Raw genomic sequence first — 6,185 nt, 5'->3', positions numbered from 1 at the left:
TTTTGTCAATATTTACAAAACTATAAACCGAGGTGTGAAAAAATACAACCAGGATTAAAGATATCCCTCTTAAATAATCTAATGAATCTATTCTTTTATTCATTTTTCTTTCCTATGTTACATTTAATCCTGATCAGTTTATTTGATCCTTTATTCAATAAGGACTTGCAAAATATAACCTCAACTTCTGGCTCAACACAGTGGTGCTTTGAAAATACTTTTTTTAATTTTTGTATTAATTGTTCTTTGATTTTTTCTTTATTTGAACCTTTCTTTAATTGGATCCTTAATCTAATCTCTGTGTAACTATCTTGTGTTGCCTGATATTCCTCAATGTCTTCTGAAGTAGAAATTATTGTTCTGCTGATGTAATCCTGGAATATAAATTGAGGTTCTTTGGTGTCCGTTTTTACTCCCCAAAACATATCATCTGCTCTTCCTTGTATCTGTTTAATCACTCTAAAATTTGAACCACAGCTGCATCTTTTCTTGCTTATGGTTATTATGTCATTAAGTTCGTATCTTATTATTGGTTGTGATTTTTTATGTAGGTCGGTAACTAAGAGTTTATGACATGGCTCACCGTCTTTTGTTGGCAGTCCTCTATCATCAAGGAGTTCAAAAAAGACCATATCCTCATTAATGTGCAGATTACCATGTCTACAGGTTAAAGCATAATATCCTTCACTACCTTGATAGACTTCATGAACCTTACACTTGAAATTTTTTTCTAAATATTCCTTAACCTCCGGGTAGAGAACCTCAGCATAAGAATATAGTAATTTTGGACTTATTTTTAGTCTTCTTTTTAGAAGTTCTGTTGCCAATATTTTCAACAGGCTTGGCGGTGCAGACACCACATTTGGATTCAGTTTTTCAAGCTGTTCTATTATTTTTTCTAGTGGCTGTAGCTGGTTTATATAAGTCAGCTTGTTTCCTGATTGATGATAGTTAAATGCCGGTGTACTTACTCTTAAAATAAATGCACCATTTAGTTTTTCTCCTTTTGGCAAAACCAATCTTGAAGCATACATTGCTTTGATGTAATTCTCTTCTTTTTTTGTGGTGATAACAATACCTTTGTTACCGCTTGTTCCGGAAGACATACCTATATTAATGCCATTGAATCTTGCTAAGAAGTCTCTGGTTTTTTCAACGTTCAGAGCAAAATGGATTAAATCACCCTTATTTAGTCCCAGGGTGTTATATTCAGTTAAATTGTCCATCATTATTTTTTTGTTGACTAGTGGCAAAGATGAATATTTGTTTATATCGTACTTATGGTAATGTTCTTTAAAGAATTTTGAATGTTCAACAGCATACCTTGCCATTTCTTTTGTTTTCTTTTCTTGATATTTCTTTATATTTTTTTCAGACCAAAATCTAAAACGATATTTTGATAAGATATAAAAAATGAGTGGGAATCTTGTTTCAAATTCCATTTCAGACCGACGCCTCCTTCCCATTTTTTAATAATTATCTAATTCTTCGAAATAAATTCAATTGCCTTTGGTAATATTTCATTAAAATTATCTGTATTGGTAATTGCATAGCGAAAATTGTATATTTGAGCAAGATTACCTTTTATACCTTTATAATTCTCTGTTATGAAATTATAGGCTTCCAAATAATCACCTTTCATATACATTTCCAATGTTCTGTTTATTAAACTTGTATAGGTTATTCTTTTCAAATTTATCTTCTCCTCACTTTCTTCTTTAACCATTCTCCTCTCCCCTTATCTGTAAGTTATTCGACAGTAGTCCACAGCCAAATTACCAATTTCTTAACCCCTTGATGCGTTCCCGTTCTATGCAATCCGGACATCGTTTGGGTGGGCTAAATCCCTGTTTTTTGTACCACTTCTGTTCACTGGCAGTGAATAAAAATATTTTACCACAAAGTACGCACTTTATCTTAATATCCTCCAACACAGGATATCTCCGTGATTCAGTGATGCCTAACTCATCTTTGTGCTCAAGTAAACGACTCGTCTTGAAAGAGGTCCAGAGAACGTCAATGGGTGAATTGAAAAATATCTTTTCCTGGTATTTAAAATCAGAATGGACCCTTAGATGAGGTGGCTCACCACACCCTGGAACGGAACAGTCAACTGATTGCCCCGGGCACTTTTTACGGTGGCAGATCCTGCCTATGATTGATACATTCTCATCAAAGAGAAAAACTTCCCAGCCATGATAGTGCCTGCTCATCTGTCGGGCGTACTTTGCTACAGCTGCAATCTCCTCAAGATTACGGATAATGATGACTAAATCAAGATCATTGGGATAGGGGTCATTTCCAGCCACAGAACCTATTATGGCAATTTCGAGAGGACTGGATAACTTATGTGTTTTTTCAGCAAATTCATTAGCAGCAACTCTGAGAATTTCATTCTTATTCATCTTCTTCACCTCATTAAACTACTAGTTAACATTGTGTTTAACAGTATCAACATATACGACGTTACGACCGAAGGGAACAATGTCCCGAAGAATAAGGGCGTAAACTCATGGTGAGCTTGGCTTTGGGGTCAGGCTTCACAACTTCAAAGGCTTGTGAACCAGCCACAGCACGCAATCGGTTGAAAACTTCTTTACTTCTTCTGACTCTTCACACAATACGGAGCGCAATATTCTCTCAATTAAGACAAATCCTGCTTCTTTTAAACATGAAATTACTTCTTCTCTGGTTGGAAAATGAAGAAAAGTATCCCTCTCTTCCATTTTAATGACCCTATCCCCAAACTCGTGCAAACTTTTATCCTGTATATGCAATGCCCACTTTTTCTTCTCCTCTTGCCAAAATGATTCATACTCTTTGCCGCTATCGCGGTCATGAGTGGTAAATAAGAAATATCCTTCAGATTTTAATATTCGCTTTATCTCTTTTAACACCTTTATGCGATTTTCCTTTCCCGGTATCTGCATTATCCCATTAAAGGAAAATAGTGCTACCTCAAAGGTTTCATCATCATAATCTAAACAAGCCGCATCCCCCACACTAAAGGTTATATCATATTTCAATTCTTTACTGATTCTTCTGGCTTGTGCTATCATGGCTTCCGATAAATCTAAGCCTTCTATCAAATGATAACCAAGCTTGTAGAGCCCTATGCTCGTTCTCCCTGCACCACATCCGATATCTAAAATTCGGTTTTCCGGATTAAAATATTTTTTAATCATCATCTTTTCAGATTCCCAAAGACCAATTTCCCTAACTGCCTTTGTATAATCTAAAACTGTTTTTTCTGTGGTAAATGATTTTCTGATAAAATCTGTATCAACTTTTCTTATTGTCATCTCTTTATAACCCTAACTTTAAAAAATTTCAATAGTATTTATAACGAATTTACGTAAATTAAGAAACTGTCTCGTCACCTGACTTAAATATCAAAACTTTTAAATATTATGTCAGCATTTATATTCCATCATTACAAATTCATCACTACCTATTAAAGTATCCTTTTGGTAAACATCGGTTATTTCAAAACCAGCCTTTTCATAACATTTGATTGCTCGTTTATTGAAAGAACGGACTTCTAAAGCAACCTTTTTACTGCCATGCCTCTTTTTGCACTCATTTTTTAGCAATTCCATAATGATATTGCCTAAACCTTGCCCACACAATGAAGGCTTTAATCCCAATCCAACTAAAACAAAATCCTTATTTTCTACAAATCTTATATATCCACATAAATTATTACTCTCATCAATAACGGCAGTAAATTCATTCTTTCTTTTTTCCTCTATTGTTATCCCCCATCTTTGTTGCTTTAGAGTATCCCAATCCGGAAAATTATAAATAGAATAAATTTCTTCGTATTTCCAACAACATATTTGTTTTGCATGATCTTCAGTTAAAATTTCTAATTTTAAATTCATTATCTATCACTTACTTTCTTTATAACATAATTTAATTATACAATATCATATTGTTGTCACATAGATAATATATATAATTCTCTGTAAACCGCTTACAATGAAATGATATTAACATAACTAAAGAAGATCCGGGGTCAAGCTTCACAACTTCCATAAATGTGATAATGGGGAAGGTTCTATTTTTGGCTGTTTTTTATCTTATTATTAGAAAAAAATAGAACCGTCCCCATTATCCTTTGAAAATTAAAATTATCTGAAGTCTTCAGAGTTAATCATTAACTCGATCTTATAAATCCCTTCTGTAGGCAATTCCCCCGCAATTTTAGCTGCTTTAGCGAGGACTTGACGGATAGATTCAGCATCTTTTGCATCAAATTCACAGTATAATTTACCTTCCTCGCGGGCATACCGGCTTCCAATCCAATAAGCATCAATTGTGTGATTTGCCTTCAGTGCCTTCGCAAAAGGTGTGGCAGCCTCCGCAGTTAACTCTTTACCTACCGGATGAACAACTAAAAATTTAGCCATTTTTTTCACCTCCTTTGTTTTAAGTCTGCCAGGCAATTGAGATGGTATCAGTCGACTCCTCCTCTACCTGTAAACGGGGAGCCAGTCTTTGTTTATCATAGGCAACCCCTCCTCATAGGGAACACTGGGGTCAAATCTTTATTCTTGACAGTTAATTAAACTATTTGTCAAGAATAAAGATTTGACCCCATGCCTTCCCATGCCTTCCACAACCGTCCCCTTTATTCCTATATCTTAATTTAAATCAAATTTAGATTATGTTATAATTAATCAAAATATTAATATTGTCCTGCTCAAATTAATTTTTTCATTTGTCTATACAAATTTTTAAGGAGGGATGGCAATGAGTCCTAATTTTTTTAAAAAATTATTTGGGAAAAGAGAAGAAGATTCCTCTGGACTTCTCTGGATTTATAGTCAGTGCGATGAATGCGGAGAAAAATTTAAAACACTTATCAGAAAATATAATGACCTTTCTCCCACTTATAAAGAAGAAGGACCAGCCTTTATCTTTAGAAAAGAATTAATTGGTTCTTCTTGCCATAATAGAATTAATTTATATTTAGGATTTGATAAAAATTACCGGAAGATATCTGAAGAAATCACTGGAGGTCATTTTATTGCCAAAGAAGAATATTCATCCTAAATTTTTTACTAAGGGCCAGATTATTTGGCTGGTTTTTTTATCAGAATAATAAAAATTCCTACTAACATCATTCCTATACAAAAAATCTGAGCTAAATTAAAAGGACCTAATCTAAAGGCTGCACCGGAAATCGGTTCTCGAACAAATTCGATAAAAAAACGAGCTAAACCATATCCTATAAGATAAAGAGAAAGAAAAAAACCATCAAAATATTTTCTTTTCCTTATCCTCCAAAAAATCAAAAATAAGAATATCCCTTCAAAAAAAGCTTCGTAAAGCTGAGAGGGATGCCTTAATTGATGAGTAGGGTCTAAAGGAAAATACATCCCCCAGGGTAAGGTAGTAACCCGACCATAAAGCTCACCGTTTATAAAATTACCTAATCTGCCAAAGGCATAGCCTAAAGGAATAGCAGGAACAAAAAGGTCAGCAAAATGCCAATGATTTATTTTTTTCTGATAACAAAAAATAATATAAATCAGTAATACAGCAATTAGCCCACCATGATAAGCCATCCCTAAAATACCAGTATATTGAAGCCCATTGGAAAAATCAAAGGGAGAAATAATTTTTAATGGATTAGCTAAATAGTACTTAAAATCAGAAGTAATAATGTATCCTAATCTACCACCTACTAAAACCCCTAAGATAGCGTAAAGCATAAAATTAAATATAGTGTCTTTTGAATATTTAAATCTTTCTGTTCTAATTCTATAAACCACTAATAAATAAACAATAACAAAAGCTACACCATACATTAATCCATACCAATGGATTTTCACCAAACCAAAAGAATAAAATACTGGATTTATGTGCTCTGGTATATGAGACCAACTGAAACCAAAAATTTGTTCCATTTTCCTGTAATTCTTCCTAGTGTTTTGCTTCAGCGATAGAACTCCACAGAGACTACAGTTTCCTGTAAAGCCTCTGTAACATTCAAGGCTATGGGAGGTGAAGCTTTTTAAAAATAATTGACTTTTCAAGATATTGTGTTATTATTTTATAAAAGATAACACAATTATAGAAAGATTACAAGTATAATAAATGCTTGATTTTTCTAGCAATGTTCTTCTATCTGATGAAAAAATGGGGCTACACAATAGCGCCCCTTTAAAGATATCATT

General features: G+C 33.6%; 8 protein-coding genes. 1 reads left to right on the top strand and 7 read right to left on the bottom strand.

From position 1 onward, the window contains the following. Nucleotides 1-95: 95 nt before the first annotated feature. The 6 genes from COZ07_RS02655 to COZ07_RS02630 form a co-directional block, all read right to left on the bottom strand. Nucleotides 96-1,442, bottom strand: a complete 1,347-nt coding sequence (locus COZ07_RS02655; protein WP_406607045.1) for a F390 synthetase-related protein — start codon at nt 1,440-1,442, stop codon at nt 96-98. A gap of 38 nt (nt 1,443-1,480) precedes the next feature. Further along, nucleotides 1,481-1,726, bottom strand: a complete 246-nt coding sequence (locus COZ07_RS02650; protein WP_406607044.1) for a hypothetical protein — start codon at nt 1,724-1,726, stop codon at nt 1,481-1,483. Between the two features lie 49 nt (nt 1,727-1,775). Beyond that, nucleotides 1,776-2,405, bottom strand: coding sequence for a zinc-ribbon domain containing protein (locus tag COZ07_RS02645; protein WP_406607043.1), 630 nt, complete (start codon nt 2,403-2,405; stop codon nt 1,776-1,778). Between the two features lie 135 nt (nt 2,406-2,540). Beyond that, the gene (locus COZ07_RS02640; protein WP_406607042.1) at nt 2,541-3,302 is read right to left on the bottom strand and encodes a class I SAM-dependent methyltransferase; all 762 of its coding nucleotides are present in this window, start codon (nt 3,300-3,302) and stop codon (nt 2,541-2,543) included. Nucleotides 3,303-3,413: 111 nt separating this feature from the next. Beyond that, nucleotides 3,414-3,884 carry a GNAT family N-acetyltransferase gene (locus tag COZ07_RS02635; RefSeq protein WP_406607041.1) on the bottom strand — a complete coding sequence of 157 codons (471 nt, stop codon included), beginning with the start codon at nt 3,882-3,884 and terminating at the stop codon, nt 3,414-3,416. Nucleotides 3,885-4,133: 249 nt separating this feature from the next. Further along, nucleotides 4,134-4,412, bottom strand: coding sequence for a nickel-binding protein (locus tag COZ07_RS02630; protein ID WP_406607040.1), 279 nt, complete (start codon nt 4,410-4,412; stop codon nt 4,134-4,136). 343 nt (nt 4,413-4,755) lie between these two features. Here COZ07_RS02630 and COZ07_RS02625 point away from each other — a divergent pair, with 343 nt between their 5' ends. Continuing rightward, complete coding sequence (locus COZ07_RS02625; protein ID WP_406607039.1) at nt 4,756-5,058, top strand: hypothetical protein; 303 nt, start codon at nt 4,756-4,758, stop codon at nt 5,056-5,058. Between the two features lie 20 nt (nt 5,059-5,078). Here the strand turns inward: COZ07_RS02625 and lgt are convergent, their stop codons facing one another. Beyond that, nucleotides 5,079-5,915 carry a prolipoprotein diacylglyceryl transferase gene (gene lgt / locus COZ07_RS02620; protein ID WP_406607038.1) on the bottom strand — a complete coding sequence of 279 codons (837 nt, stop codon included), beginning with the start codon at nt 5,913-5,915 and terminating at the stop codon, nt 5,079-5,081. Nucleotides 5,916-6,185 lie beyond the last annotated feature (270 nt).

The sequence above is a fragment of the Candidatus Infernicultor aquiphilus genome, from assembly GCF_002784285.1.
In the GTDB taxonomy this organism is placed as follows: domain Bacteria; phylum Atribacterota; class Phoenicimicrobiia; order Phoenicimicrobiales; family Phoenicimicrobiaceae; genus Infernicultor; species Infernicultor aquiphilus.
The sequence above is the reverse complement of the archived record's forward strand: the minus strand, read 5'-3'. Positions and strand labels throughout refer to the sequence as shown.

Excerpts from the sequence above, each read along its gene's own strand:
- COZ07_RS02655 (WP_406607045.1), bottom strand. The coding sequence starts at position 1,442 with ATGGAATTTGAAACAAGATTCCCACTCATTTTTTATATCTTATCAAAA.
- COZ07_RS02650 (WP_406607044.1), bottom strand. The coding sequence starts at position 1,726 with ATGGTTAAAGAAGAAAGTGAGGAGAAGATAAATTTGAAAAGAATAACC.
- COZ07_RS02645 (WP_406607043.1), bottom strand. The coding sequence starts at position 2,405 with ATGAATAAGAATGAAATTCTCAGAGTTGCTGCTAATGAATTTGCTGAA.
- COZ07_RS02640 (WP_406607042.1), bottom strand. The coding sequence starts at position 3,302 with ATGACAATAAGAAAAGTTGATACAGATTTTATCAGAAAATCATTTACC.
- COZ07_RS02635 (WP_406607041.1), bottom strand. The coding sequence starts at position 3,884 with ATGAATTTAAAATTAGAAATTTTAACTGAAGATCATGCAAAACAAATA.
- COZ07_RS02630 (WP_406607040.1), bottom strand. The coding sequence starts at position 4,412 with ATGGCTAAATTTTTAGTTGTTCATCCGGTAGGTAAAGAGTTAACTGCG.
- COZ07_RS02625 (WP_406607039.1), top strand. The coding sequence starts at position 4,756 with ATGAGTCCTAATTTTTTTAAAAAATTATTTGGGAAAAGAGAAGAAGAT.
- lgt (WP_406607038.1), bottom strand. The coding sequence starts at position 5,915 with ATGGAACAAATTTTTGGTTTCAGTTGGTCTCATATACCAGAGCACATA.